Annotated in this window: 23 protein-coding genes and 1 riboswitch; all 23 genes read left to right on the top strand. The window is 45.8% G+C overall.

The features are described 5' to 3' along the window. The first annotated feature begins 43 nt into the window (after positions 1 to 43). The 23 genes from GPK81_RS01050 (at position 44) to GPK81_RS01160 (ending at position 26,606) form a co-directional block, all read left to right on the top strand. Entirely contained in the window at positions 44 to 313 is a 270-nt protein-coding gene (locus GPK81_RS01050) for a TM1266 family iron-only hydrogenase system putative regulator (protein ID WP_118070726.1), read from the top strand. Further along, positions 310 to 1,077, top strand: coding sequence for a nitrogenase iron protein NifH (locus tag GPK81_RS01055; protein WP_118070728.1), 768 nt, complete (start codon positions 310 to 312; stop codon positions 1,075 to 1,077). Before GPK81_RS01050 ends, GPK81_RS01055 begins: the two co-directional genes overlap by 4 nt. Next, the gene (locus GPK81_RS01060; RefSeq protein ID WP_215706381.1) at positions 1,071 to 2,426 is read left to right on the top strand and encodes a nitrogenase component 1; all 1,356 of its coding nucleotides are present in this window, start codon (positions 1,071 to 1,073) and stop codon (positions 2,424 to 2,426) included. Before GPK81_RS01055 ends, GPK81_RS01060 begins: the two co-directional genes overlap by 7 nt. Beyond that, positions 2,423 to 3,649, top strand: coding sequence for a nitrogenase component 1 (locus GPK81_RS01065; RefSeq protein ID WP_215706382.1), 1,227 nt, complete (start codon positions 2,423 to 2,425; stop codon positions 3,647 to 3,649). Before GPK81_RS01060 ends, GPK81_RS01065 begins: the two co-directional genes overlap by 4 nt. A 90-nt stretch (positions 3,650 to 3,739) precedes the next feature. Further along, positions 3,740 to 4,171, top strand: a complete 432-nt coding sequence (locus GPK81_RS01070; RefSeq protein ID WP_021977510.1) for a DMT family transporter — start codon at positions 3,740 to 3,742, stop codon at positions 4,169 to 4,171. Positions 4,172 to 4,281: 110 nt separating this feature from the next. After that, positions 4,282 to 5,058, top strand: a complete 777-nt coding sequence (locus GPK81_RS01075; protein ID WP_244096080.1) for a ComEA family DNA-binding protein — start codon at positions 4,282 to 4,284, stop codon at positions 5,056 to 5,058. Between the two features lie 10 nt (positions 5,059 to 5,068). Then, the gene (locus GPK81_RS01080; protein WP_021977508.1) at positions 5,069 to 5,758 is read left to right on the top strand and encodes a response regulator transcription factor; all 690 of its coding nucleotides are present in this window, start codon (positions 5,069 to 5,071) and stop codon (positions 5,756 to 5,758) included. A gap of 3 nt (positions 5,759 to 5,761) precedes the next feature. Continuing rightward, complete coding sequence (locus GPK81_RS01085) at positions 5,762 to 7,192, top strand: sensor histidine kinase (RefSeq protein WP_021977507.1); 1,431 nt, start codon at positions 5,762 to 5,764, stop codon at positions 7,190 to 7,192. Positions 7,193 to 7,202: 10 nt separating this feature from the next. Beyond that, positions 7,203 to 8,159: a GerMN domain-containing protein gene (locus GPK81_RS01090; protein WP_174088129.1), complete on the top strand. Its 957-nt coding sequence runs from the start codon at positions 7,203 to 7,205 to the stop codon at positions 8,157 to 8,159. 37 nt (positions 8,160 to 8,196) lie between these two features. Then, positions 8,197 to 10,482 carry a DNA internalization-related competence protein ComEC/Rec2 gene (locus GPK81_RS01095; RefSeq protein ID WP_215706383.1) on the top strand — a complete coding sequence of 762 codons (2,286 nt, stop codon included), beginning with the start codon at positions 8,197 to 8,199 and terminating at the stop codon, positions 10,480 to 10,482. A 121-nt stretch (positions 10,483 to 10,603) separates the two neighbouring features. Next, entirely contained in the window at positions 10,604 to 11,983 is a 1,380-nt protein-coding gene (locus tag GPK81_RS01100) for an NAD(P)/FAD-dependent oxidoreductase (protein ID WP_021977504.1), read from the top strand. 252 nt (positions 11,984 to 12,235) lie between these two features. Continuing rightward, positions 12,236 to 12,411: riboswitch (cobalamin riboswitch) on the top strand. Positions 12,412 to 12,567: 156 nt separating this feature from the next. Further along, on the top strand, positions 12,568 to 13,872 hold the full coding sequence (locus tag GPK81_RS01105; RefSeq protein ID WP_021977503.1) for a sirohydrochlorin cobaltochelatase: 1,305 nt from the start codon (positions 12,568 to 12,570) through the stop codon (positions 13,870 to 13,872). 121 nt (positions 13,873 to 13,993) lie between these two features. Beyond that, entirely contained in the window at positions 13,994 to 15,007 is a 1,014-nt protein-coding gene (locus GPK81_RS01110) for a hypothetical protein (RefSeq protein WP_178745991.1), read from the top strand. Next, positions 15,004 to 16,149, top strand: coding sequence for an ABC transporter substrate-binding protein (locus tag GPK81_RS01115; protein ID WP_148448441.1), 1,146 nt, complete (start codon positions 15,004 to 15,006; stop codon positions 16,147 to 16,149). The genes GPK81_RS01110 and GPK81_RS01115 overlap by 4 nt, the downstream gene beginning before the upstream one ends. Before the next feature lie 55 nt (positions 16,150 to 16,204). Next, the gene (locus tag GPK81_RS01120; protein WP_173762632.1) at positions 16,205 to 17,224 is read left to right on the top strand and encodes a FecCD family ABC transporter permease; all 1,020 of its coding nucleotides are present in this window, start codon (positions 16,205 to 16,207) and stop codon (positions 17,222 to 17,224) included. Positions 17,225 to 17,227: 3 nt separating this feature from the next. Beyond that, positions 17,228 to 18,328, top strand: coding sequence for an ABC transporter ATP-binding protein (locus GPK81_RS01125; RefSeq protein WP_178745988.1), 1,101 nt, complete (start codon positions 17,228 to 17,230; stop codon positions 18,326 to 18,328). A 205-nt stretch (positions 18,329 to 18,533) separates the two neighbouring features. Then, positions 18,534 to 20,162 (top strand): DUF1002 domain-containing protein, encoded by a 1,629-nt coding sequence (locus tag GPK81_RS01130; RefSeq protein WP_178745985.1) that lies wholly within the window; start codon positions 18,534 to 18,536, stop codon positions 20,160 to 20,162. Positions 20,163 to 20,384: 222 nt separating this feature from the next. Beyond that, positions 20,385 to 21,587, top strand: coding sequence for a class I SAM-dependent rRNA methyltransferase (locus GPK81_RS01135; RefSeq protein ID WP_021977497.1), 1,203 nt, complete (start codon positions 20,385 to 20,387; stop codon positions 21,585 to 21,587). 70 nt (positions 21,588 to 21,657) lie between these two features. Then, positions 21,658 to 22,071, top strand: a complete 414-nt coding sequence (locus tag GPK81_RS01140; RefSeq protein ID WP_021977496.1) for a hypothetical protein — start codon at positions 21,658 to 21,660, stop codon at positions 22,069 to 22,071. A gap of 1 nt (position 22,072) precedes the next feature. Continuing rightward, entirely contained in the window at positions 22,073 to 22,921 is an 849-nt protein-coding gene (locus GPK81_RS01145) for a DUF5685 family protein (RefSeq protein ID WP_021977495.1), read from the top strand. Further along, on the top strand, positions 22,915 to 23,565 hold the full coding sequence (locus tag GPK81_RS01150) for a J domain-containing protein (RefSeq protein ID WP_021977494.1): 651 nt from the start codon (positions 22,915 to 22,917) through the stop codon (positions 23,563 to 23,565). Before GPK81_RS01145 ends, GPK81_RS01150 begins: the two co-directional genes overlap by 7 nt. Before the next feature lie 182 nt (positions 23,566 to 23,747). Next, a complete protein-coding gene (locus tag GPK81_RS01155) occupies positions 23,748 to 24,734 on the top strand; it encodes a diaminopimelate dehydrogenase (RefSeq protein WP_021977493.1) in 987 nt (328 codons plus the stop codon). A 360-nt stretch (positions 24,735 to 25,094) separates the two neighbouring features. Continuing rightward, positions 25,095 to 26,606, top strand: a complete 1,512-nt coding sequence (locus GPK81_RS01160; RefSeq protein WP_021977492.1) for an N-acetylmuramoyl-L-alanine amidase family protein — start codon at positions 25,095 to 25,097, stop codon at positions 26,604 to 26,606. Positions 26,607 to 26,686: the final 80 nt, after the last annotated feature.

Genomic DNA, 26,686 nt, shown 5'->3' on the forward strand with positions numbered 1-26,686 from the left:
AAACGGGCAGTAAAACAGACACTGGAAAGGAGAGGCGGATCTTATGGATACAAGAGTGGCACTGATCTCGATCATTGTGGAAAACAATGAGGTGATCGATGACATCAACCGTTTTCTTCACGAAGCGGGAAAATATATTATCGGGAGAATGGGAATCCCCTACCGGGAAAAAGGTATCAACATTATCAGCATTGCCATTGATGCGCCACAGGATGTGATCAGCTCTTTATCCGGAAAGATTGGCCGTCTCAGGGGAGTTTCCGCAAAAACGGCATATTCCAATGTGATCACAAAAGCGGAGGACAGGAAATGATAAGAGTTGCGGTATACGGAAAGGGCGGCATCGGAAAATCCACCACAGTTTCCAATGTGGCAGCCGCCCTTGCGGAAAAAGGAATGAAAGTGATGCAGATCGGCTGTGATCCCAAGGCAGATTCCACCATTCTTCTCCGGCATGGGAAAAAAGTCCCCACAGTGCTGGATCTTTACAACGAAAAGCGCCAGGACCTGAAACTTGCAGATATGGTGCAGATCGGATACGGGGGTGTAGTCTGTGTAGAAGCCGGCGGCCCTACACCTGGACTTGGATGTGCGGGAAGAGGTATTATCACTGCGCTGGAAAAACTGAAAGAAACCGGAGCCTATGAGACCTATAAACCGGACATTGTTCTCTACGATGTACTGGGAGATGTTGTCTGCGGCGGTTTTTCCATGCCCATGCGAAAAGGGTATGCAGATAAAGTATTTATCATCACCTCCGGAGAAAACATGGCCATCCATGCAGGGGCGAATATTGCCATGGCGGTGGAAAATTTCAGAAACAGAGGCTATGCATCTCTGGGAGGGCTGATCCTGAACCGGCGGAATGTGCCAAGAGAAGAAGAAAAAGTCCGGGAGCTGGCAGAGGATTTTCACACCCAGGTAGTAGGAACTCTTTCCAGAAGTGACCTGGTTCTTGCGGCAGAGGAGCAGGGAAAAACGCTTCTGGAAGCTTATCCGGAAAGCGAGATGGCAGGAGAATACCGGACGCTGGCAGAACAGATCCTGAATGCATGCAGGGAGGATGGCACATGTTAAAAAGAGTTGGCGATCGGGAGTTTCCGGGAAAAACAGAAGTATTTATAAAAGAAGCTTCTTTTCCGGTGCCCTTTCAGCCGGGGCTGGAATTTAATTCCCCGGCCCACGGAAACTGGAATATCGTACATACGGGAATGCTGGTTCCGGAAGCGCAGCAGATCTACGTCTGTGCAGACAACTGTATGCGAGGCGTTGTGCTGACTGCGGCGGAAATGAATGCAGCAGACCGTTTTTCCTTTGTGATCGTGGAGGAAAAAGATCTTCTGAGTGGAAATCTGGAGGATGTGACCATTGAAGGGGTGACAGATGTCCTGAAGCGTCTGGATAAGAAGCCAAAGGCAGTGCTGCTTTTTACCGTATGTCTCCATCATTTTCTGGGCAGTGATCTGGACCGGATCTATGGAGAGCTGGAAAAAAGATTTCCGGAGATCTTTTTTATGCGGTGCTTCATGGATCCCATCATGCAGAAAACAGGCCCCACACCGGATCAGAAGCTTCGCCTGGCCATGTATGATGCCGTGCAGGAGAGAAAGGCAGATCCAAAATGCGTGACGGTTCTGGGCAGTGATTTTGCGCTGGATGAAGGTTCGGATATCTGCCGGATCCTGAAGAAAAACGAAATCCTGCTCCGAGAGATACCGACCTGTGAAACCTGGGAGGATTATCAGAACCTGGGAGAGGGAAGTCTGATTCTGAACTGTTACCCTGCCGGAAAATTCGGGGCAGAAAAACAGGCCGAAAGACTGGGAAGGCCTTTTTTGTATCTGCCGGGAAGTTTTGATTATGGGGAGATACAGGAACAGGAAGAGAAGCTGCTGGGAATGCTGGGACAGCAAAACAACAGGAAAACAGGAAAAATCAACGGCCTGGATATCGAAAAAGAGATCCGGGAATGTGAGGAGGCTCTTTCTCATGCACACCAGATCATCGGTGACACTCCCATAGCAGTGGATTATCTTTTTCATCCAAGGCCCCTGGGACTTACAAAACTTCTCCTTACCCATGGATTTCAGGTACAGTCCGTTTTTCTGGACAGTATCAGCCCGGAAGAAAAAGAGGTATTTTTCTGGCTGAAGGAGAATTATCCGGAGCTGAAGTTGATTTCCACTGTCCGTCCGGAGATGAGGGTGCGGACACGGCAGCAGTCCGAAAAAATCCTTGCCATCGGCCAGAAAGCAGCCTGGTTTACCGGAAGCCGAAATTTTGTCAATATGGTACAGGGCGGCGGGCTCTGGGGATTCGACGGAATCAGACATACCGCGCAGCTGATGGTGGAAGCATTTCATGAAGAAAAAGATCCGGAAGATCTGATCGTTCGAAAAGGATGGGGGTGCGAAAGCTGCATATGAGACAGGCATATCGAATTATACCGATTTATACGGCAGACGTGTCCGGTGTCTGTTCCGCTTTGTATGAGCTTGGAGGAATGACGGTGATGCATGATCCTTCTGGCTGTAATTCTACCTATAATACCCACGATGAGATCCGTTGGTATGACCAGGACAGCCTGATTTTTATCTCAGGCCTTACGGATATCGATGCGATCATGGGAAATGATGAGAAATTTCTCCGGGATATCGAAGATGTGGCGGAGGAACTGAAACCGAAATTTATTGCTCTTGCAAGTTCCCCGATTCCCTTTATGAACGGAACAGATTTTCCTGGACTTGCCCGTGCACTTACGGCCGAGACAGGGATTCCGGCGTTTTCGGTTCCAACCAGTGGTATGCATGATTATGTGTATGGAGCAGGGCTGGCACTCTCTGAGATTGCCAGACATTTTACCGGCGCTGCAGAGAAGAGAAAACGGAAATTAAATCTTCTTGGAGTAACACCCCTGGATTTTGGCCCCCAGCCGATGGTAGATGCCATGAAAAGACGTCTGGAAAAATATGGGTGGGAGATCCTTTCCACCTGGGCTATGGGCGATACGCTGGAAGATCTGTCCCATGCCGGTGAGGCGGAGGTAAACCTTGTGGTATCTTCCGTGGGAATCCCGGCTGCCAATGTTCTGAGAGAGAAATTCGGGACACCATTTCTTGTGGGAACTCCGGTGGAAGGCTATGAGGGAGAGATTTCGGACGCACTTGAGAAGGCAGCGGAGAGCTTTTATGAAGCGTTTGAGTATAAAAAAGAAAATCCTGCGGAGAAAAATGGAACGCAGATTTCTGGCAGACAGGAAGAGCTGTGGAAAGTAACTCCGGACCAGGTGATCTATCTGAGAAAAAAAGACAGCCCATTGTCAGGATTTATCCCCACTCCGGACATCACCCTCATCGGGGAACCGGTTACCATGGGCTCCCTGGGAGCAGCCATAGAGCAGAAGTGTGGAAAAAAAGTTCAGCTTCTCTGCCCGCTGGAGATCACAGAAGGACTCCTCCGCCGGGGAGATGAAGCCATCCGCGGGGAAGAAGCCATGGAAGAAAAACTGAAAACTGCCAGGATCATTGTGGCAGATCCTCTCTACCGCCCGATCTGCCCGGAAAGTGCCACTTTTTATGAGATGCCGCATATTGCATTCTCCGGAAGAATCTATCTCAAAAATTTGTATAATTTCAGAAAAACCACATAAACTATAAGAAACCGGAAAGGCGTTGCAGAAATAGCAGCGCCTTTTTATGACGGTAAAACTGGTGAACGGATCTTATATGGAGGGATTTTTATGTGGGGATTTCTGTCGGCGCTGATCTCGGGCGCACTGATGAGCATTCAGGGAGTATTTAACACAAATGTAACAAAACAGACAAGTCTGTGGGTTTCCACCGGATGGGTGCAGTTTTCCGCATTTCTGGTCTGTGTGGCTGCATGGCTTTTTACAGGTAGGGAAAGTATCGGTGCACTGTGGCAGGTGGAGAATAAATATACGCTGCTTGGAGGCGTGATCGGTGCGTTCATTACCATTACCGTGATCCAGAGTATGGGCAGTTTGGGGCCAGCGCGGTCAGTTATGCTCATTGTGATCTCCCAGCTTGCAGTGGCTTATCTCATAGAACTGATGGGACTTTTTGGAGTGGAAAGAGCGGATTTTCAGTGGAGAAAGCTGTTTGGAATGCTGATCTGCATTGCAGGCGTGGTCATTTTCAAATGGAAATAGAAATAAAAGTATTGTAATATTTGTAATACTTCGTTAAAATAAGGTATGGTTTTGTATGAGTAACGGGGCACCTGCCATCACATCGGCAAAAAGGAGTGAACCCCTGACCCATGAAAATAAAATCACATATCAGAAGTGTTCAGCTTATTTTTTCCATATTTATGTTTCTGATCTTTGCAGGACTGACAGGTTGTAAGGATGATGGAGCAGAGTTTCTGGAAAAAGAACTGGTGCAGGAAGAAAGTGTGGAGACATCCGGGAGGGATGCGGAACAAGAAGATCCTACGGACACGGAAAATGGAGTATCTGAGAAGAAGTCTGCACAGATGCAAGTGGATACAGGACAGGAAACGGCAGCTGCGAAACAGCAGCCGGAGACCTCAGAGATTCCAGAAACGATCTACGTAGACATCTGCGGAGCAGTAACCAGCCCCGGAGTCTATGAACTTCCATCCGGCAGCCGTGTTTTCCAAGCTATTGAGAAAGCCGGCGGATATCTTCCGGAAGCTGCGGCAAGTTATCTCAACCGTGCGAAGGGACTTTCCGACGGACAGCAGATCTATGTGCCCACCCAGGCAGAAGTGGACAGCCAGATGATCCAGGTTACTGAGAATGGACAGGAAGCCACATCAGAAACCGTCCCCGGAAATAACAACGGAGAGGAATCTGCCGGAGAAAATACCGGTACAGACCAGAAAATCAATCTGAACACCGCTGATGTATCCCAGCTTACCACTCTCACAGGTGTAGGGGAGTCCAAAGCCCTGGCGATCATCGCTTACAGGGAAGAAAACGGCCCTTTTACTTCCACAGAAGACATTATGAGCGTGCCTGGTATCAAGGAAGGAACCTATGAGAAGATAAAGGATAAAATAGCAATAAAGTAAGGAGCGTTAAATGAGCAGGAAAGTATTGGTAGTAGATGATGAGAAACTGATTGTCAAGGGACTTCGTTTCAGTCTGGAGCAGGATGGAATGGAAGTGGACTGTGCCTATGACGGAGAGGAAGCTCTGGAAAAAGCCAAGGCAGGAGAGTACGATATAATTCTTCTGGACCTGATGCTTCCAAAGATGGATGGTCTTGAGGTATGCCAGCAGATCCGTGAATTTTCCAATGTCCCGATTATCATGCTTACAGCAAAAGGTGAGGATATGGATAAGATTCTGGGCCTGGAATACGGAGCAGACGATTATGTGACCAAACCGTTTAATATTCTGGAAGTCAAGGCCCGTATCAAGGCGATCATCCGCCGTGCAGGCAGCAACCAGAACAAACAGGAGAAAGCCAAGACCGTGGAAGTCGGAGAACTGAAGCTGGACTGCGAAGGACGCCGTGTATTTATTTCCGGAAAAGAGATTAACCTTACAGCCAAGGAATTTGATGTGCTGGAACTTCTGGTATTCAATCCGAACAAGGTATACAGCAGAGAAAATCTTCTGAATATCGTATGGGGATATGAGTATCCGGGAGATGTCCGTACAGTAGACGTACATATCCGTCGTTTAAGAGAAAAAATTGAGGCCAATCCCAGTGAGCCGAAATATGTACACACCAAATGGGGTGTGGGCTACTATTTCCAGGCATAAGCTGTGAAGATCAAAAAAAGCGGCAAGTTTTTTAAAAGTCTCCGCTTTCGTATTCTGATCATCCTGATCATACTGGGAATCGTACCAAGTGTCATTGTAACGGAAATGGTCATTGCCAACTATGAAGACCGTGCCATTGCCAACCGTGTGCAGAGCATGGAAAATATCTGTGACATCATGTGCGACCTGCTTATCAAAGAGAATTATCTGAATGACTCCAGCTCGCAGACAGTAAACAGCAAGCTGGAGTTGTTGTCTAATATCTATGGAGGAAGAATTCTCATTGTAGACAGGGATTTCAGGATTATTAAGGATACCTATGGCGTGGATGAGGGAAAAACTCTGGTATCCCAGAAAGTAGTAAACTGTTTTAAAGGGGAAGATGCCTACCGTTATGATTCCGACAGCCAGAAGCTGATCCTGGCTGTTCCGGTAAAAAGCCCGGAAGTAAATCAGGTGCAGGGTGCCATGATGATTATGGCTTCTTCCAGTGAAGTGACGTCAACCATCCGGGAACTGGAGCAGAAAGGAATCCTGATTATTGGAATTATTGTAGTTCTGGCCATATTCCTGGGATATATTCTTTCCACAGTACTGGTAAAACCTTTTGCCAGGGTAACAAAAGCCATCGAAGATCTGACAGACGGATATCAGAACGAAGAAATCTCCGTACCGGATTATACAGAGACAGCGCTGATTACGGATGCATTTAATAAGATGCTTTCCAGAATGAAAACCCTGGATGAATCCAGACAGGAATTTGTATCCAATGTGTCTCATGAGCTGAAAACACCGATGACTTCCATGAAAGTTCTGGCAGACTCTCTTGTAGGACAGCAGGGGGTTCCGGAGGAACTGTATCAGGAATTCCTTTCGGATATTACAGAAGAGATTGACAGAGAGAACAAGATTATCACAGATCTGCTCTCCCTTGTGAAAATGGACAAAAAGGCAGCAGATATGAATATTACCAATATGAATATCAATGAACTGCTGGAAAATATCCTGAAACGTCTGCGGCCGATTGCAGATCAGAGAAGTATTTCCCTGATCCTGGATTCTTTCCGTCCAGTCAATGCAGATGTGGACGAAGTGAAGTTTACGCTTGCCATCAGTAATCTGGTAGAGAATGGAATTAAATATAATGTAGATGAAGGATGGGTCCGTGTAACACTGGATGCGGATCATAAAGATTTCTTTGTAACTGTTGAAGATTCCGGCCTTGGAATTCCTGAAGAATCCATAGAAAGGATTTTTGAGCGTTTTTACCGTGTGGACAAATCTCATTCCAGGGAAATTGGAGGAACCGGTCTCGGACTTGCCATTACCAGAAGTTCCATAGCCATGCATCACGGAATTATCAAAGTATCCAGCAAAGAAGGAGAGGGAACCACATTTACCGTGAAGATTCCTCTGTCCTATATTCCGTCCTAGGAGGTACAGCATGAAAAAAACGATAAAGATTATCTGCGTGACTGCTGCCTGTATCTTTCTTGGGCTGATTGCCTATATCGGTTTTGCGGGAAGAAAAGAGAAAAATGCAGAACAGCAGTACAGCTTTTACTATATCAACAGTGAAGAAACAAAACTGAAAGAAGAGAAGTATACACCGGAAAAAGAAACTGCAGAGGTGATGCTCCGGGATTTTTCGGAGAGCCTGAACAACTGCGAGACAAGGGAAGATGGAATTTCACTGTTTCCGGAAGGCGTAAAAATTTCTTCCTATTCTATAAAGGATGGAATTCTGCGTCTGGAATTTAACGAGGCCTACAGTAAGATGTCCCGCACCAGGGAACTTCTGGTCCGTACCGGCGTGGTGAAGATTTTCATCCAGATCCCGGGAATTGATTCTGTGGAAATCTATGTGGGAAAAAAGCCTCTCACGAATTCCAAAGGAGAAGAAGTCGGAGCCATGAACAGTGATACTTTTGTGGAGTTTTCCGGATCTGACGGGGACGTCTACAGCTATGACACTTTTACCCTGTATTTTACAAATAAGAACGGTGACAAGCTGGTAGAAGAACAGAGAAGTGTCCGTTACAGGCGGAATCTTCCAAAGGCAACCGTAGTACTGGAACAGCTGGCAAGGGGACCTCTGGAAAAAGATCATTATCCGACCATTCCGGAAAATTCCGAAGTGCTTTCTCTGACAAAAGCCAACGGAATCTGCTATGTGGATTACAACTCTGTATTTCAGGACTATGCGTTAAATGTTTCCGAACAGATTCCGATTTATTCTGTTGTAAATACACTGATTGCGGCAACGGATGTGGATAAAGTGGAGATTTCCATTGAGGGAAACAAAGAAGTCACTTTTGGCCAGAATATGCAGCTTTATAAGTTCTATGAATGGAATGACAGTCTGCTGGCCAGCACAAAAGCCAAAAAAGAACAAAACTGAATCATAATAAAATATCTACATAAACGGGAGAACATGTATGACAAAACGGCCATTATGTTTTCTGTGTTTTCTCATGGTGCTTGGTTTAGGTATTATGAATTTTGCGGGGATTCCTCTTCTTGGGGGGAATCCCCTTCCTGTAACCGTACAGGACTGGATCGAAGCACATCCTGGCTCTGTGATCTGCGGGGAGGTGGAGCAGTATGAAAATACAGAATTCTCCCAGTCTGTTTATCTGAAAAAAACATATCTGATTTATCAGTCAAAAAAATTTTCCATTGAAAATGTAAGAGTATTTTTGAAAAAAGAAGAAGACCTGAAACCGGGAATGAAAATTCTGGTAAAAGGAACCTTAAAAAGAGTGGAGGAACCCTCAAATCCCGGTGGCTTTGACAGTCAGCATTACTATGCCTGCCGTCATATCTATTATTTTATGAAGAAAGCTGTGGTCCGGAAAAAAACAGAATCTTATTCCGGATACAGACAGCAGCTTTTTAAGGTAAAAGAAAAATGCAGGCAGATTCTTACGGCATCGGCAGGAGAAGACGCACCACTTTTCTGCGCTATGGTGCTTGGGGACAAACAGGATCTGGAGCCGGAAATGAGGATGCGTTATCAGCTGGCCGGGATTGTCCATATCCTTGCCATCAGCGGGCTTCATATCAGCATTCTGGGAATGGGGCTTTATAACCTTCTGAAAAAAATCGGTCTTGGAATCTGGCCTGCGGGAATTTTTTCGCTGGGGGTAATGCTGCAGTACGGGATCATGACCGGAGGGAGTATTTCCACCATGCGGGCGGTGACCATGTTTCTCATTGCCATGGGCGCCAGGATCACCGGCCGGATTTATGACATGATGACTGCTCTTTCGGTAACAGCTATGATGATTCTTCTGGAATCCCCGGCGTATCTTCTGGACAGCGGTTTTCTTCTGTCCTTTGGCTGTGTTCTTGGGATCGGTGTTGCAGCGGAAAAAATCTGTGCTCTTGCAGGTGCGGAGAAAAAATGGACGAAGGCACTGGTAAGTTCCATGGCCCTTCAGCTGGTGACACTGCCTGTGATGCTGAAATTTTTTGGAGAAGTATCCCTTGCCGGATTTTTTCTGAATCTTCTGGTGCTTCCAAGTGTGGGCTTTGTGCTGATGGGAGGAATGGCGGCACTGTTGCTTGGAATTTTCAGTATTTCTGCTGCAAAACTGGTAATTTTGCCGGCAAGAGGATTGCTGCTTTTTTATGAATATCTATGTAGCCTTGCAGGAAAATTAAGGTGGAGCACCTGGATCGGAGGGGAACCGGAAATCTGGCAGATTCTGGTATATTATGTTTTTTTGATTACAATCCTGTTTATGGGACAGTATATAAAAGAACCGATGAGGCGGGAACAGGAAGCGGGTATGAAATCAGAGTTATCCAGCCGGGATAAAAGAATCCCGGGAAAGATCCAAAGGAAACTCCGGACAGTCCGGGCAGCAGCCGGCGCATTGATGATAACAGGAATTCTGATCCTCGGGTTTCATCCGGCAGGAGACCTGAAAGTGACCTGCCTGGATGTGGGGCAGGGAGATGGCATCCTTGTAGAGACTCCGGATAATCACCATTTTCTTATTGACGGAGGAAGCAGCAGCCAGTCGGACCTTGGAAGATACTGCCTTCTGCCGGCTCTGAAAAGTCAGGGGATTTCTTATTTGGACGGGCTTTTTATTTCCCATACAGACAAGGATCATATCAGCGGGGCGAAGGAACTTCTGGAATATATGGGAAATGGACTCACGACCATCCGGGCAGGATATCTGGTGCTTCCTTCATGGGCGGAAAAGCCGGAGGCCTGGGAGGAACTCTCGGATGCGGCACAAAAAGCCGGAATAAAAATTGTGACAGGAAAAAAGGGAGATGAGCTGCATTGTGGTCTGGTATCTTTTTCCATCTTGTGGCCGGAGAAAAACGCCACAGGAAAAGATGTGAATGAGGAGGCAATGGTGATGGAACTCTCGTTTGGAGAATTTCAGATGCTTTTTACCGGGGATATCGGAGCAGACACGGAGAAAAAGCTTCTGGCGTCCGGGATATTAAAGGATGTGGACTGTCTGAAAGTGGGACATCATGGTTCCCGTTATTCTACCACGGAAGCGTTTCTTGAAAAAATAAAGCCGGAACTGGCGATCATTTCCTGTTCTTCCACCAACACTTACGGGCATCCGTCGCCGGAAACCGTAGAGCGTCTGGAAGCGGCCGGAAGCCAGGTGGAATATACCATGGAAAGCGGTGCCATTACTGTGGAAACAGATGGGAAAAAGCTTAAGATCCACAGGTTCCGGAAGGACTGAAAAATTTTTTTCAAAACCGAAAAAACAGGTGACTTTTACAAACACTTGTTGTAGAATAGACAGGGTTTGTGCGAAAACGAAACATTGAAAACAGGCAACACAAGATAAGGAGTTTTTATTTATGAAATATGACGTACTGATCGTAGGAGCAGGTCCTGGAGGAATCTTTGCAGCCTATGAGCTGATGAATAATGATCCGGAGAAAAAGATCGCGGTTTTTGAAGCCGGCCATCCTCTGGAAAAAAGAAAATGTCCTATTGACGGAAAGAAAGTAAAATCTTGTATCCACTGTAAAACATGTGCGATCATGAAAGGATTTGGCGGTGCAGGCGCTTTCTCCGATGGAAAATATAATATCACCAATCAGTTTGGCGGAACGCTGTATCAGCATATTGGCAAGGATACAGCCACAGAACTGATGGAATATGTAGATAAACTGAATCTGATGCATGGTGGAGAGGGAACCAAGCTTTATTCCACCACAAACAGTGAGATCCGTAAGCTTTGTCTTCAGAACGGCCTGCATCTTCTGGATGCATCTGTCCGCCACCTGGGAACGGATATCAACTATGTAGTACTTCAGAATCTCTATGACAAGATGAAAGCCCATGTAGATTTCTATTTTGACGCGTCCGTTGACAAAGTGGAGAAAACAGAAGACGGCTATGCAGTTGTTGTAGGTGATGAGCGTTACGAGGGAACTTACTGCATCATCTCCGCGGGACGAAGCGGAAGTAAATGGATGGAGACTGTATGTACAGATCTTAAGATCCCCACACTTTCCAACCGTGTGGATATCGGTGTCCGTGTGGAGCTTCCGGCAGAGGTGTTCAGCCGTCTGACCGATGAGCTTTACGAGAGCAAGATCGTTTACAGAACCGAGAAGTTTGAGGATATGGTCCGTACTTTCTGTATGAACCCGAGAGGTGTTGTGGTTAATGAGAACACCAATGGAATCATCACAGTAAACGGCCACAGCTATGAAGATCCTGCAAAACACACCAACAATACAAATTTTGCGCTTCTGGTATCCAAACATTTCTCAGAGCCGTTCCATGACAGCAACGGATATGGTGAGAGCATCGCAAGACTTTCCAACATGCTTGGCGGTGGTGTTATGGTACAGCGTTTCGGAGATCTGATCCGTGGAAGACGAAGCACAAAAGCACGTATTGAGGAGAGCTTCGTAACACCGACTCTTTCCGCAACACCGGGAGACTTAAGCCTTGTTATGCCGAAGCGTATCCTGGATGGAATCATCGAGATGATCTATGCTCTGGATAAGATCGCACCTGGAACAGCAGATGACGATACTCTGCTTTATGGTGTTGAGGTTAAATTCTACAACATGGAAGTTGAGATCGATGAGAATCTGGAAACCTGCCACAAAGGTCTCTTTGTTATCGGAGACTGCAGCGGTGTGACACATTCTCTTTCCCATGCATCCGCCAGCGGTATCTATGTAGCCAGATACCTTGAGCAGGAGTACTTCAGTAAATAATATGAGCGGCCCTTTTCTGCTGTCACAGTGATGGCGGAAAGGGGCTGCTTTTATGTTGTAGGAAATCACTGTACCATAAATAAAAAACATAAATCATATAAAACCATGCATAATGTGCATGAATATTGAAAGGAGTATGTTGAAAATAACTGACAGATGCAGGGGAAGCACCATGATTCGTCCGACAGCAATCTTGACAATTTTGTGATTTTGTGGTAAAAGAATAAGTAACCAGGTAAAATCGAATATGTACAAATGTTATGGCAATAAGGTTGCGTCCAGTCGGATGTGCAAAAGAGAATCCGGTGAGAATCCGGAACGATACCGTCACTGTGAACGGGGAGCTGTTTTTAAATACCACTGGGAAACCGGGAAGGGAAAGCAGTGTGGAACCAAGTCAGGAGAACTGCCTTATTGTGAGATCCAGGATTCGCGGTCTACGAATCTGTATTCTCAATAACAATACAGAACTTCTTTTTATGTGTATTGCGAGAGAATCGTGTGTGAGCAGGCGGCCGCAGAAAGCAGCCGTTTTTTTGTACATATCAGTATTCTGGAAATACATGAAAAGAGGACGATAAGAAATGAAAAGAAAAACAATGTTAGCTCTGATGCTCGCAGTTTCCATGACATGCTCTATGGGTGCAGCTACAACAGCAATGGCAGCAGATGATTCCGCTACAGAAGAGAGCGCAGATGAGAGTACTGAGGCAGCTGATACCACAGAGGCTTCTGATGAAGACCAGAAAGCAGCTGACAATGTAGCAGCTCTGATCGACAAGATCTATGTTCAGGAGAGAACTGACACAACAGATGAGGACTGCAAGGCAGCTAAAGAAGCATGGGATGCTCTGACAGACGCTCAGAAAGAACTGGTAGAGGGCGAGAACGCTGATCCGGATTACTTCGGACGTGACACAGGAGACGCTTCCAAAGACGATCCACGTAACCAGGATGAGATCGGTGAGAACGAGCTTCTGGTAGTAAGCTTTGGTACTTCCTTCAATGACAGCCGTGCAGAGGATGTCAAAGGAATCGAGGATGCTCTTGCAGAAGCTTATCCGGACTGGTCTGTAAGAAGAGCATTTACAGCACAGATCATCATCAACCATGTAGAGGCAAGAGATGATGAAGTGATCGATAACATGCAGCAGGCTCTTGACCGTGCAGTAGAGAATGGTGTTAAGAATCTGGTTGTACAGCCTACTCATCTGATGCATGGTGCTGAGTACGATGAGATGACAGAAGCGATCAATGGCTATAAAGATAAATTCGAGTCTGTAGCTATCGCAGAGCCAATGCTCGGTGAGGTTGGAGACGATGCAACCGTGATCAACGATGACAAGAAAGCCGTTGCTCAGGCAATCACAGATGAGGCTTGCAAAGAAGCCGGATTTGACAGCATGGATGCAGCAGCTGAGGCTGGCACAGCATTCGTATTCATGGGACATGGAACATCTCATACAGCTAACATTACATACGATCAGATGCAGACACAGATGGAAAACCTTGGATTCAAGAACGCATTCATCGGTACTGTAGAGGGTAAACCGGAAGATACAGCCTGCGACAAGGTTATCGAGAAGGTAAAAGAGGCAGGATACAAGAACGTTGTTCTTCGTCCGCTGATGGTTGTTGCCGGAGACCATGCAAACAACGATATGGCCGGTGATGATGAGGATTCCTGGAAGAGCCAGTTTGTAGCATCCGGAAACTTCGAGAATGTTGATACACAGATCGCAGGTCTTGGACGTATCGAGGCTGTTGAGCAGCTTTATGTAGATCATACAAAAGCAGCTATCGACTCCATCGGAAGCACAGATGAGTCCGCAGATTCTGACGCAGCAGCAGATACAGAGGCTGATTCCGCTGAGGATTCCGCAGAATAATAAATATGAAACGATCTGAGTGAGCTCAGATACCTATAAGAAATCCATGTAACTGCCCGGAAAGATCAGGAAGACTGTCTTCCGGGCAGATTGCTGTATCTATGGAAGGGAGAAGATTATTATGAAAAAACGTTATGTAAACTTAATCCTTGCAATGGTAAGTGCATCAGCTATGGCCCTTGGCTCTGTGCCTGCGATGGCTGCAACAGATTCCGCAAAAACCGAATCTGCCAAAAACGATTCCAAAGAGGATGCGGAAGCTTCCAATGAGAAAGAGGCAGATGCAGCCAAGACAGATACCCTGGAAGATGGTGTTTATACAGCAGAGTTTGACACAGACAGCAGTATGTTCCATGTAAATGAGGCCAATGACGAAAAAGGAGAGCTTACGGTCAAAGATGGCAAGATGACCATCCATGTAAGCCTGGTTTCCAAGAAGATCGTAAATCTGTTTGCAGGAACTGCAGAAGATGCACAGAAGGATGGCGCCGAGATCATTGAACCTACCACAGATACAGTAAAATACAGCGACGGTTATACAGAGGAAGTTTACGGGTTTGATATCCCGGTACCTGCCATTGATGAGGAATTTGATGTGGCACTTCTGGGAGAAAAAGGTAAATGGTATGACCATAAAGTCAGCGTCAAAGATCCTGTAAAGACAGGTGATGTGGAAGAAACAACTGATGATACAGACAAAAAAGAAGACTCCTCCGACAAGGAGACTGCAGAAAAAGCAGATGCTTCCAAAGATGAGAAAACTTCCGATGACAAGAAATATGAGGGAAAAAAGCTGGAAGATCTGAAACTGGAAGACGGAACTTACGAATTTGATGTAACCCTCACAGGCGGAACCGGAAGAGCAACGGTAGAATCCCCGGCAAAAGTAGAGATCAAGGACAAAAAAGCTACTGCAACCATCATCTGGAGCAGTCCGAATTATGATTACATGATCGTGGACGGCGAAAAATACGAGCCGGTGAACAAAGACGGAAACTCCACATTTGAGATCCCGGTGACAGTTTTTGACGCAGAGATGGAAGTGACTGCAGATACCGTAGCCATGAGTACACCTCATGAGATCGACTACACATTAAATTTTGATTCTTCAAGCATGAAAAAGGCAGAAAAATGAAAAAAATAATTTCATACATATTTCTGACATTGACGCTTGTTCTGGGCTGCGCGTTTGCCGTGCAGGCAGCGGAGACAGAACATAAGCCTGCGGATATTCCGGGCCTTACTTTCGACCACAGCATGGAACTATCCTATGCGAAGGAATTCAATGTGGATTATTACAACGATGGCTATGCGCTGATCACCATCGATCAGGAGGGACAGTTTCTTGTAGTCCCCGAGGGAAAAGAAGCTCCGGAAGGGCTGGACTCTGATATTGCGGTCTTAAAACAGCCGTTAAACAATATTTATCTGGTGGCAACCTCAGCCATGGATCTTTTCCGGGCCATTGACGGGATCGACAGTATCAAGCTTTCCGGAACCAAAGAAGACGGATGGTATATCCAGGAAGCGAAAGACGCCATGGAGCAGAAAAAGATGATCTATGCCGGCAAGTACAGTGCGCCGGATTATGAGCTGATTCTGAACGAAGGCTGTGACCTTGCCATTGAATCCACCATGATCCATCACAATCCGGAAGTCCAGGAGAAACTGGAACAGTTCGGGATCCCTGTAATGGTGGAACGTTCCAGCTATGAAAGCCATCCCCTTGGAAGAACTGAGTGGATGAAACTTTACGCAGTCCTTCTTGGAAAAGAAGATGTGGCAGAAAAAGTTTTCAAAGAGCAGACAGACAAACTGGATAACGTGCTTACAGCAGATAAAACAGATAAGACCGTAGCGTTCTTTTATATCAACTCTGTAGGCGCGGTAAATGTAAGAAAAAGCGGCGACTATGTTTCAGAGATGATCTCCCTTGCAGGTGGAAATTACGTTCCGGAAGATACGGGAGAGAGTGACAATGCCCTTTCCACCATGAACATGCAGATGGAAGAATTCTATGCCAAGGCAAAAGATGCGGATTATATCATCTACAACAGTACCATTGACGGAGAGCTTCAGACCATCGATGAACTTCTTTCCAAAAGCGAGCTCCTTGCGGATTTCAAGGCAGTGAAGAACGGAAATGTCTGGTGCACAGGCAAAAACCTTTTCCAGGAGACCACAGGACTTGGAACCATGATCGAGGATATCCATACCATGCTGACCACGGATGATGATTCCCTAGATAACCTGACTTACATGCACAAACTGAAATAAACGAAAATACGACTTTACACGAATTACACCACAGAAGAGGAGTGTACCAGAAAAAATGAATGACAGAAAACGCGCGGTCCGATATGGGATCTCTTTTGTGATCCTTGCGGTACTTTTGATCTTTTTATTTATATGGAATGTAAATTCCGGAAGTATCCACCTCTCTGTGCAGGAGATCCTGAATATCATATTCCGGCATCAGGGAGATGAAACTTCTTATAATATTGTCTGGGAGATCCGTCTTCCAAGAATTCTGGCAGTTATCATCCTCGGCGGAGCACTTTCTGTTTCCGGATTTCTGCTGCAGACCTTTTTTAATAACCCTATCGCGGGACCTTTCGTGTTGGGAATTTCTTCCGGAGCCAAGCTGATTGTGGCTTTTCTGATGATCTTTCTTTTGAGCAGATCGGTATCCATCGGTTCCGGAGCCATGATCCTGGCTGCTTTTGCCGGTTCCATGATCTCCATGGGCTTTGTGCTTCTTGTGGCAAAAAAAGTCCACAACATGTCCATGCTGGTCATCAGTGGAGTTATGATCGGCTATATCTGTTCGGCCATCACAGACTTTGTGGTAACTTTTGCAGATGATTCCAATATTGTGAATCTTCACAACTGGTCACTGGGAAGTTTCTCCGGTATGACCTGGGGGAATGTGCGGACTATGGCTGTGGTGGTATTACTTACCATGGTGATCGTATTTTTTATGTCAAAACCCATCAGTGCCTATCAGCTGGGTGAGACTTACGCACAGAATATGGGCGTCAATATCAAAGTATTCCGCATACTTTTGATCCTGCTTTCCAGTATTCTTTCTGCCTGTGTCACTGCATTTGCCGGACCGATCTCCTTCGTGGGAATTGCCGTACCTCACATTGCAAAAAGTCTCTTAAAGACTGCAAAGCCACTGCTTGTGATTCCGGCCTGCTTCCTGGGTGGTGCGGTGTTCTGCCTGTTCTGTGACCTGATCGCAAGAACCGTATTTGCACCGACGGAGCTGAGCATCAGTTCTGTGACGGCAGTTTTCGGAGCACCGGTAGTTATCTATATCATGATTCGCAGACAGCAGAGGATATAAACGATGAAATCATATTTTTTTTATACGGATCAGCTGACCGTAGGCTATGACGGAAAACCGCTGATCAAAGAGATTAATATTCAGCTGAACAAAGGAGAGATCCTGACTCTGATCGGTCCCAACGGTGCCGGAAAATCCACAATCCTGAAGAGTATCACAAGACAGCTTTCCCTGATCAGTGGAACCGTATATCTGGAACAGGAACAGATGAGCCGCATGACAAACAAAGAAGTTTCCAGGAAGCTGGCTGTAGTGCTTACTGAGCGCATGCGTCCGGAACTTATGACCTGTGAAGATGTGGTATCCACCGGACGTTATCCGTATACCGGAACTCTGGGAATCCTTTCCCCGGAGGATAAGAAAAAAGTGAAAAATGCCATGGAGATGGTTCATGCCTGGGATCTGAAAGATCGGGATTTCACAGCTATCAGTGACGGACAGCGTCAGCGTATTCTTCTGGCGCGCGCCATCTGCCAGGAACCGGAGATTATCATCCTGGATGAACCGACATCTTTTCTGGATATCCGTCATAAACTGGAATTGCTTGCCATTCTGAAAAAAATGGTGCTGGAAAAACAGATGACTGTGATCATGTCCCTTCATGAGCTGGATCTTGCACAGAAAATTTCTGACCAGGTAATCTGTGTTCATGGAGATCATATCGAAAAATACGGTGCACCGGAGGAGATTTTTACCTCCGATTATATTCGAAAGCTTTATGGAATTACCCGGGGAAGTTATAACGCGGAATTTGGCTGCGTGGAAATGGAACCGCCGGCAGGAGAACCTCGGGTGTTTGTGATCGGTGGAAACGGAAGCGGAATTCCGGTGTACCGGAAACTGCAGCGCCAGGGAATTCCTTTTGCAACGGGAGTTCTCCATACCAACGACGCAGATTATCAGGTGGCAAAAGAACTGGCCGCCAGAGTGATCACGGAGAAACCATTTGAATGCATTTCCCAGGAGTCTTTTCAGGGAGCATTGGAAATCATGGAAAAATGCAGAGAAGTTTACTGCCCGCTGAAAGATTTCGGGACCATGAATAAAAAAAATCTGGAATTATTTAAAAAAGCAGAAAAATCCGGAAAATTAAAACAGGTCTAAACAGAAAGCCGCTGTCAAAAGCGGCTTTTTCATATAATATAAATTACAAATATGATCGTATCTGTGATATAATATGAACGACAAATCATGAAACGGTCATGTTCATGAACACATGGTAAAGCAGAAGGTGAATGTTCGCTTTACACTGTAAAAATGTAAACAGATACAGCCAATTTATAAGAAATATATCAGGAGGGAAAGTTCAATGAAAAAAAGAAATATGATCGCAGCCCTGCTTTGCAGCGCATGCCTTGTGGCAGGAAGCGTAAATCTTGTATTTGCGGATGCAACCAAGGTTGTAACACTTGGAGCAGATCTTTCCGATGCCCAGAAACAGACAATGATGAAATATTTTAATGTAAGTGCAGATCAGGTTCAGATTTTAACTGTTACCAACCAGGATGAGCACAATCATCTGGATAATATTGCACCACAGGAGCAGATCGGTTCCCATACATTAAGCTGTGCTTATGTAAAACCAACCCAGTCCGGCGGAATTAAAGTCCGTACTGCCAACCTTAACTGGGTAACCGGTAATATGATCGCCACTTCTCTTTCCACATCCGGTGTCAAGAACTGTGAAGTCATTGCCGCATGCCCGATGGAAGTATCCGGAACCGGTGCACTGACAGGTATTCAGATGGCCTATGAGAAAGCCAGTGGAGAGAAACTGGATGCGACCAAGACCAAACTTGCCAACCAGGAGATCGTGACAACCGGAGAGCTTGCGGATAAGGTTGGTAAAGACCAGGCGACAACAGTAGTGAACCAGTCCAAGATGGACGTGATCCAGAACGATGTGCAGAATGCGGATGAGATCCAGAATATTGTTATCAATGTGGCGAACCAGAATAATATTTCAGTAAGCCAGGATGACATTGATAAAATTGTTTCTCTGCTTCAGCAGATCGCTCAGCAGGGTTATAACTATGATGACGTGAAACAGACACTGGAACAGGTAGATGCCAATACAACAGGCGCAAGTACAACTTCTGCGGCAGAGACAGGGGATTCCATGGATGAAGAGAACCCGGATGATACCGTAGACGTGGATCAGAGTACCGAAGATGATGACGATATTATGAATAACGTAAATTCCGATGTGCTGGGAGATAATGTGATCGAAAGCTCCACAGAGGAGAACGATCAGGAAGAAGCGCCGGCGGAGGATTCTGCAGATAGCAGTGAGACAGAAATCCCGGATGCGACCGAGGACGGAACTTACACAGAGGAAGATTCCACAGAGGATACAGCAGAGGGAACTTCAGCAGATGAAACGGGAATCCCGGAGGCAACAGAGGAGAATACGGATTCTTCTGAGGAGTCCTCTGATCAGTCAGAGACTTCAGGTGCAGAAGCGGATGCTTCCCAGATTGACACTTCCGTACTCAGCGAAGAGAATAAGACATACTACGACAAGTTTGAACTCTTTGTAAAAGGAGAGTATGAAGGTGATGCGGATGCCCTTCTGGCAGCAACTGAGAATACGGAAGCTGTGGCAACAGTAACTCTGGACCAGCAGACAGCGAAGAGCGTTGCCGAGACTGTTGAGAAGCAGTATTATGATATCCTGAAAGACGGTACAGGATCTTATGTGGCAGACGGAACTGAGACATATCTCACACCGGAGCTGAACATGATGGATCAGAACCTCAAGAAACTTTTTGGAATTGAGATCACGGAAGAAAATTCAGATACTACAGATGAGGCTGCTGCTCTTCTTGCAGATGTAACAGAAGAAGATAAACAGACTCTTTATAAGGAGACGATGAAATATCTTGCAGGACTTTACGGTGAGAATACCGATACTTCTGAGGAAGAGTCAGCACAGTAAAGAGATTTTTGAACAGTTTCCATGATCAGGAAATAAAGCCTGCCGCCGCAGAGACTGGAATTTCAGTTTCTGCGGCGGCTTTTTGTGTGTTTTATATGAAGGATTTGGGGAAGCACTGGAAAAATATTTTCTTCTGTGCTAAAATTGACCATAAATCGGTTTTATGGAATTCATACACTGGAAACCGTTACAGGGAAATGAGAAAGGGAAAAGGTAGAATTTATGAGCCTGGCAGTAGTAACATTGAAAAAAGGCGAAGGCAGATTCCTGAAATCAGGAGGCCTCTGGGTATATGATAATGAGATCGCAACGATCATGGGAAGCTTCGTGAACGGAGATATTGTGCTGGTCCACGATTTTGACGGTTATCCGATGGGAAGAGGGTTTATCAACACCAATTCCAAGATTGCTGTGCGTATGCTCACCAGAGATGAGCACAGAGAGATCAATGAGGACTTTTTGAGGCAACGTGTCCGTGATGCCTGGGAATACCGCAAAAAAGTCGTAGACACCGGAAGCTGCCGCGTGATCTTCGGGGAGGCAGATTTTCTTCCTGGCCTTGTTGTGGATAAGTTTTCTGACGTGCTGGTAGTACAGTCTCTGGCACTTGGAATCGACCGCCTTAAGGGAACGATCATTGAGGCGCTGAAGGATATTCTTGCAGAGGACGGGATCCAGATCCGGGGTGTCTATGAGAGAAGTGATGCAAAGGTCCGCCGCCAGGAAGGAATGGAACTTACCAAGGGATTTATCGGAGAAGAATTTCCGACGATCGTTCAGATTGAAGAGAATGGTGTAAAATATGAAGTGGACATCAAGGACGGACAGAAGACCGGATTTTTCCTGGATCAGAAATACAACCGTCTGGCAATCCAGCGACTTTGCAAAAATGCGAAAGTGCTGGACTGCTTTACACATACCGGATCATTTGCACTGAATGCGGGAATTGCAGGAGCACAGAGTGTTCTGGGTGTGGATGCATCTGAAACTGCGGTAAATCAGGCAAGACGCAATGCAGAACTTAACGGACTGGACGGAACTGTGAAGTTTCTCTGTGAAGATGTATTTGAACTTCTCCCGGAACTTGAGGAGAAGGGAGAGAAATTTGATGTGGTGATCCTGGATCCTCCGGCATTTACGAAATCCAGAAGTTCCGTAAAAAATGCGGTAAAAGGTTATCGTGAGATCAACTTAAGAGCTATGCGTCTTGTAAAAGATGGCGGTTTTCTTGCAACCTGTTCCTGCTCTCACTTCATGACCTATGAGCTGTTTACACAGACGATCGGTCAGGCTGCGAAGAATGTACACAAGAGACTTCGCCAGGTAGAGTATCGTACACAGGCACCGGATCATCCGATCCTCTGGTCGGCAGATGAGTCCTATTATCTTAAATTCTACATTTTCCAGGTATGTAATGACCGGTAACAGCTTCGGCGCATTCTTTTTGAAGAGGCGGAAACAGTAATACCGGCAGTAAAAAGGAGATGCAGATTCTATGAGAGACAAATTTAACAAGTTTATGCAGGGACGCTACGGAGTGGATGAACTTTCCAGGTTTACCATGGGAGCCGCACTGGTGCTGATCATTCTGACTATGTTTATCACCATGTTCAACAGAAATCTGGGCAGTATTTTTGATTTTCTGGGAATTGCGGCGATCGTGTATGCGTATTTTCGTATTTTTTCCAGAAATATTCAGCAGCGTTATGCGGAGAACCAGAAATATCTTCAGATGACATCGAAGTTCCGGCTTCGTTTCAATAAAGAAAAAAATCTGATGAAACAAAGAAAAACGCACCATATTTACAGTTGCCCGGGCTGTGGACAGAAGGTCCGTATTCCCAGGGGGAAAGGCAAGATAGAGATCGAATGTCCGAAATGCCACACGAAATTCGTAAAGAGGAGCTGAAATGTTCGGATATGTGACAGTTAATAAACCGGAGATCAAATTTAAAGATTTTGATATGTACCGTTCTTTTTACTGCGGACTTTGCAGAGAACTGAGGGAAAGATATGGCATACCAGGACAGATCTCACTGACTTATGATATGACCTTTGTGGTCCTTCTGCTGAGTGGAGTATATGAACCACCTACACAGAAGGGAACTTCAAGGTGTGCGGTCCATCCTCTGAAACCACAGCCTGTGCGCCGGAATGCAATTACGGAATACTGTGCGGATATGAATGTGATCCTTTCATATTATAAATGCATGGATGACTGGCAGGATGAGCATAAACCTTTGCGTTACGCATACGCCAGACTTCTTAAGACCGGCGGAGAGAAACATATGGCTCATTATCCGGAGAAGATCCGCAGGATAAAGGAAGCTCTTATGGAACTTTCCAGTCTGGAAAAACAGGGAGAAACCGATGTGGACCGTGTTGCCGGGTGTTCCGGAAGGATCATGGAGGAGGTCTTTGCGTTCCGTAAGGATGTGTGGGAATCTTCACTGCGGCGGATGGGATTTTATCTCGGGAAGTTTATTTATATCCTGGATGCTTATGACGATGTGGAAAAAGATGCAGAAAACGGAAATTACAATCCGTTCCTTAAAAAATATAAGATGGAAGGGTTCGAGGAAGAGATACGCCGGATGCTTACAATGATGCTGGCAGAAAGCTGCAGGGAATTTGAAAGAATGCCCGTGATCCGATATGGTGATATCCTTCGAAATATTTTATATTCCGGCGTCTGGTGCCGCTTCACAGCCATCGGACAGAAACGCAGGGAAGAACGGGAGAAAGAAAAGAAATGTTAGATCCATACAGTGTGCTGGGAGTTCCCAGAAACGCATCTGATGATGAAATAAAGAAGGCATACCGGAAGCTCAGCCGAAAATATCATCCGGATGCCAATATCAATAATCCGAATAAAGATCAGGCAGAAGAGAAATTCAAGGAAGTACAGCAGGCGTACGAACAGATCATGAAAGAGCGGGAGTATGGCGGAAGTGCTTCGGGAAATGGGTATGGCAGCTATGGAAATTACGGCGGTTTTGGCGGCTATGGAAGTGCAGGTTCCAGTACCTATCAGGATGAAGAGAGCATGCGAAGACGTGCTGCTTCCAATTATGTGCAGAGCGGCCATTATCAGGAGGCTATGAATGTCCTGAATTCTCTTGGCCAGAAAAATGGCGAGTGGTATTATCTGGCTGCCATGGCCAATATGGGACTTGGCAATAATGTGACGGCTCTAGATCAGATCCGGGAAGCAGTCCGACAGGAGCCTGATAATGTGCAGTACCGCATGATCCTTCAGAGAATGGAGGGCGGCGGTGGCTGGTACCAGCAGCAACAGGATCCTTTTGGAGGAATGCCGACAGCAGGTGGAGATATGTGTGATGCCTGCTGCCGGACTATGGCCTGTGCCATGTGCTGGCCGGGTGGTATTTTCTGCTGCTGATGCGGAGGATAACTATCCGTTTTGAGTATGTTTGTAAGGCGGATCCTGCAGATCCGTTTTGCGATAGATAGGGCAGAACATGTTTGTAAGGCAAACCGCGAAGTGGCTGCGCTCATGAGCGTGCAGCGGAGCAGAATGTTTTGCATCAATGTATCTGCCGGGAAAAAGAGGAGGAAATCGTTATGAGTATAAGAATTGGTATCTTAGGTTATGGAAATCTTGGACGCGGTGTAGAGTGCGCGATCAAACACAATCCGGATACAGAGCTGGTTGCAGTATTTACCAGACGTGACCCGGAAACAGTAAAGATCCTTACAGAGACTGCTAAAGTTTATTCTGTAAACGACGCAGAGAAGCTGAAAGATGAGATCGATGTCCTGATCATCTGCGGAGGAAGTGCTACAGATCTTCCTGTTCAGACACCGGAATATGTGAAATACTTCAATGTTGTGGACAGCTTTGATACACATAAGAGAATTCCAGAGCATTTCGCAAATGTTGACAAGGCAGCAACGGAAACTGGTCATGTAGGAATCATCTCTGTAGGCTGGGATCCGGGAATGTTCTCACTGAACCGTATGTACGCAAATGCCATCCTTACAAACGGAAACGATTATACATTCTGGGGTAAAGGTGTCAGCCAGGGACACTCTGATGCAGTCCGCCGTATCAAAGGCGTAAAAGACGCAAAACAGTACACAATCCCTGTAGAGGCAGCACTTGAGGCAGTAAGAAACGGAGAAAATCCAGAGCTTACCACACGTCAGAAACATACAAGAGAGTGCTTCGTAGTTGCTGAGGAAGGTGCTGATCTTGCGCGTATCGAAGAAGAGATCAAGACTATGCCGAACTACTTTGATGAGTATGACACAACGGTACACTTTATTTCCCAGGAAGAACTTAACCGTGACCACAGCGGAATCCCACATGGTGGTTTTGTGATCCGCAGCGGAAAAACAGGATGGAATGATGAGAACAGCCATGTGATCGAGTACAGCCTGAAACTGGATTCCAATCCGGAGTTCACATCTTCCGTTATCGTTGCTTATGCAAGAGCTGCATATCGCATGAACCAGGAAGGACAGAAGGGATGCAAAACTGTATTTGATGTTGCACCGGCATATTTAAGTGCACTTGACGGAGCAGAACTTCGCAAAAAATTCCTGTAGGAAATTCTCTGTAACAGAGTTGTTACAGGAAGTAACATTTTTTATTAATATCAGATCCCCGGAATATTCAGCGCATATACCTGATGATCCGGGGATTTTTTATTCTGATGAAGGTGCCTGCACAGGAAGAAGAATCCTGGAATCGGGATTTTTCCTGTGCGGAAAAGGAGATTGGAGAGGGAAAAAACGGGAAAGAGTTGACGGGAGATAAAGAATGGTATATAATATGGACGTAAATTTGTAACAGAATTGTAATGAATTGCACGTTTTATTTACCGCTCACAGGATGGGCAGTGCAGACAACGATCAGCCGGACTTCATAAATAGTAAATATCAATTATCTATCAAAGGAAGGTATGTATGCGAAAATTAAGCAAAAAATGGAAACTTTGGGGACTTTTTTTGATCTTGATGTTTTTTGCAGCCGGAGCGACTGTACACACAACTGTAACGGATGTACAGGCGGCAACCAAGAATGGTTTTAAAACAGAAGGCGGGAAGTCCTATTACTACAAAAATGGAAAGAAAGTAAAAGGTTGGCTTACTCTGAACAGAAAGAAGTATTACTTCAATGCCTCTACAGGAGTTCAGGTAAAAGGCTGGGCAAAGGACAGCAAGGGTAAACGCTACTTCTATAATGCCAATGGAGCTAAGGGCTATATGGCAACAGGCTGGCTGACAGACAGCAAGAAGAATACCCGTTACTTTAATCCGTCTACCGGTTATATGACAACCAAGTGGGCAACCATCAGCAATAAGAAATATTATTTCTACAGCGGCAATGGTGTTGCAGCCAAGAGTACGTTTCTTACAGATTCCAAGAACGTGACCAGATATTTTACAAGCAAATGCTTTATGGCCACCGGCTGGGCAACAACATCGACAGCGAAGAAACGCTATTTTGACCCGAGCACAGGTGCTATGTATACAGGCTTCAGGAAGATTGGAAGCTATACATATTATTTCTATAAATCAAAGAAGTCCAAAGGCATTATGGCCACCGGATGGGTGTCCAATATTACCAGCGGAGTGAAATACTATTTTGACCCGTCTACCGGTGTTATGGCTACAGGAACCAAGACCATTGACGGAGTGCAGTACACATTCAGCAGTTCCGGAGTTCTTCAGTCCAGCGGCAGCAATCCGAATACAACAACTCCTTCAAGTTCCAGGACGATCAAAAATTTCCTGGCCAATGCCCTGAAACCGGTAGGACAGACGCTTTATGTATGGGGCGGTGGACATAACTGGTCAGATGCAACCAGAAAAGGTGTAAGCTCCAAGTGGAAACAGTGGTATGATAATAATTCAAGTTCTTATAACTACAGAAACTATATGGACCTCAGTGAATCTACAGAACAGAAGGGCCTTGACTGTTCCGGTTATGTAGGATGGTCTGTATACCAGATCATGCAGAGTAAATCAGGTGGAGTGAATTATACAACTGTTTCCGGAGATATCGGTTCCCTGTATTCTGGCAGGGGAATGGGAAGGATCATTTCCCAGTCAACGCTGTCAAGTTCAAACTGGAAACTTTATCCTGGAGATATCGGATATAACGATGGACATACATGGATGGTTCTTGGTCAGTGCGCAGATAAGAGTGTTGTGATTCTGCACTGTACGCCGAATGCAGGCGTTCAGATTTCCGGAACACCGACACCTAACGGAACTTACGGAAGCCAGGCGATCAAGCTTGCAGAAACCTATATGGCAAAATATCCGGGCGTATCCAAATATGATTACCATGAGTCCAGCGGTAATTACATCCGTAATGGAGCATATTTCAGATGGAACAGAAGCACACTTTCTGATCCGGATGGATACCTGAAGAAGACTGCAAATCAGATTCTTGCAGATCTGTTCAATTAAAAACAGGCTGCAACAGAAATATCAAAAAATTTTATTGAATCAACAAAAAGGGAGAACCGAAAATGCAAGGTTCTCTCTTT

Source organism: Blautia sp. MCC283 (assembly GCF_018785565.1).
In the GTDB taxonomy this organism is placed as follows: Bacteria; Bacillota; Clostridia; order Lachnospirales; family Lachnospiraceae; genus Blautia_A.

Excerpts from the sequence above, each read along its gene's own strand:
- GPK81_RS01050 (WP_118070726.1), top strand. The coding sequence starts at position 44 with ATGGATACAAGAGTGGCACTGATCTCGATCATTGTGGAAAACAATGAG.
- GPK81_RS01055 (WP_118070728.1), top strand. The coding sequence starts at position 310 with ATGATAAGAGTTGCGGTATACGGAAAGGGCGGCATCGGAAAATCCACC.
- GPK81_RS01060 (WP_215706381.1), top strand. The coding sequence starts at position 1,071 with ATGTTAAAAAGAGTTGGCGATCGGGAGTTTCCGGGAAAAACAGAAGTA.
- GPK81_RS01065 (WP_215706382.1), top strand. The coding sequence starts at position 2,423 with ATGAGACAGGCATATCGAATTATACCGATTTATACGGCAGACGTGTCC.
- GPK81_RS01070 (WP_021977510.1), top strand. The coding sequence starts at position 3,740 with ATGTGGGGATTTCTGTCGGCGCTGATCTCGGGCGCACTGATGAGCATT.
- GPK81_RS01075 (WP_244096080.1), top strand. The coding sequence starts at position 4,282 with ATGAAAATAAAATCACATATCAGAAGTGTTCAGCTTATTTTTTCCATA.
- GPK81_RS01080 (WP_021977508.1), top strand. The coding sequence starts at position 5,069 with ATGAGCAGGAAAGTATTGGTAGTAGATGATGAGAAACTGATTGTCAAG.
- GPK81_RS01090 (WP_174088129.1), top strand. The coding sequence starts at position 7,203 with ATGAAAAAAACGATAAAGATTATCTGCGTGACTGCTGCCTGTATCTTT.
- GPK81_RS01095 (WP_215706383.1), top strand. The coding sequence starts at position 8,197 with ATGACAAAACGGCCATTATGTTTTCTGTGTTTTCTCATGGTGCTTGGT.
- GPK81_RS01100 (WP_021977504.1), top strand. The coding sequence starts at position 10,604 with ATGAAATATGACGTACTGATCGTAGGAGCAGGTCCTGGAGGAATCTTT.
- GPK81_RS01105 (WP_021977503.1), top strand. The coding sequence starts at position 12,568 with ATGAAAAGAAAAACAATGTTAGCTCTGATGCTCGCAGTTTCCATGACA.
- GPK81_RS01110 (WP_178745991.1), top strand. The coding sequence starts at position 13,994 with ATGAAAAAACGTTATGTAAACTTAATCCTTGCAATGGTAAGTGCATCA.
- GPK81_RS01115 (WP_148448441.1), top strand. The coding sequence starts at position 15,004 with ATGAAAAAAATAATTTCATACATATTTCTGACATTGACGCTTGTTCTG.
- GPK81_RS01120 (WP_173762632.1), top strand. The coding sequence starts at position 16,205 with ATGAATGACAGAAAACGCGCGGTCCGATATGGGATCTCTTTTGTGATC.
- GPK81_RS01125 (WP_178745988.1), top strand. The coding sequence starts at position 17,228 with ATGAAATCATATTTTTTTTATACGGATCAGCTGACCGTAGGCTATGAC.
- GPK81_RS01130 (WP_178745985.1), top strand. The coding sequence starts at position 18,534 with ATGAAAAAAAGAAATATGATCGCAGCCCTGCTTTGCAGCGCATGCCTT.
- GPK81_RS01135 (WP_021977497.1), top strand. The coding sequence starts at position 20,385 with ATGAGCCTGGCAGTAGTAACATTGAAAAAAGGCGAAGGCAGATTCCTG.
- GPK81_RS01140 (WP_021977496.1), top strand. The coding sequence starts at position 21,658 with ATGAGAGACAAATTTAACAAGTTTATGCAGGGACGCTACGGAGTGGAT.
- GPK81_RS01145 (WP_021977495.1), top strand. The coding sequence starts at position 22,073 with ATGTTCGGATATGTGACAGTTAATAAACCGGAGATCAAATTTAAAGAT.
- GPK81_RS01150 (WP_021977494.1), top strand. The coding sequence starts at position 22,915 with ATGTTAGATCCATACAGTGTGCTGGGAGTTCCCAGAAACGCATCTGAT.
- GPK81_RS01155 (WP_021977493.1), top strand. The coding sequence starts at position 23,748 with ATGAGTATAAGAATTGGTATCTTAGGTTATGGAAATCTTGGACGCGGT.
- GPK81_RS01160 (WP_021977492.1), top strand. The coding sequence starts at position 25,095 with ATGCGAAAATTAAGCAAAAAATGGAAACTTTGGGGACTTTTTTTGATC.